Genomic DNA, 774 nt, shown 5'->3' with positions numbered 1-774 from the left:
CCTGCCAGAACTGCCCGGACGTGGTCCAGGCGCTGAACCTGATGGCGGTGCTCAACCCCAACATCCGCCACGTCGCCATCGACGGCGCGCTGTTCCAGGACGAAGTCGAGCAGCGCCAGATCATGTCCGTGCCGAGTCTCTACCTCAACGGCGAGCTGTTCGGCCAGGGTCGGATGGACGTCGAGCAGATCCTCGCCAAGATCGACACCGGCGCCTCCGCGCGTGATGCCGCCAAGCTCAACGCCAAGGACGCCTTCGACATGCTCGTCATCGGCGGTGGCCCGGCAGGCGCTTCGGCAGCCATCTATGCCGCCCGCAAAGGCATCCGCACGGGTGTCGCGGCCGAACGCTTCGGTGGCCAGGTGCTCGACACCATGGCCATCGAGAACTTCATCTCCGTGCAGGAGACCGAAGGGCCGAAACTGGCCCGCGCCCTCGAAGAGCACGTACGTCAGTACGAAGTCGACATCATGAACCTGCAGCGCGCCGCCGCCCTGGTGCCCTGCACCGAGCCTGGCGGGCTGAACACCGTGCGCTTCGAAAGCGGCGCCGAGCTCAAGGCCAAGACCATCGTCCTGGCCACCGGCGCGCGCTGGCGTGAAATGAACGTCCCCGGCGAGCAGGAATACCGCAACAAGGGCGTGGCGTACTGCCCGCACTGCGACGGCCCGCTGTTCAAGGGCAAGCGCGTGGCGGTGATCGGTGGCGGCAACTCCGGTGTCGAAGCGGCGATCGATCTCGCCGGCATCGTCGCCCACGTGACCCTGATCGAGT

The 774-nt window shown here is 66.8% G+C and carries 1 protein-coding gene; it reads left to right on the top strand.

Annotation, left to right across the window (positions count from 1 at the left end):
- Positions 1–774, top strand: a 774-nt coding sequence (locus G7026_RS22850; RefSeq protein WP_181073272.1) for an FAD-dependent oxidoreductase, incomplete at both ends; no start/stop codon positions are given.

This window comes from Stutzerimonas azotifigens, assembly GCF_013522725.1.
Classification (GTDB): Bacteria; Pseudomonadota; Gammaproteobacteria; order Pseudomonadales; family Pseudomonadaceae; genus Stutzerimonas; species Stutzerimonas azotifigens_A.
Note: the sequence above shows the minus strand (reverse complement) of the source record. Positions and strands in the feature narration are given on the sequence as shown.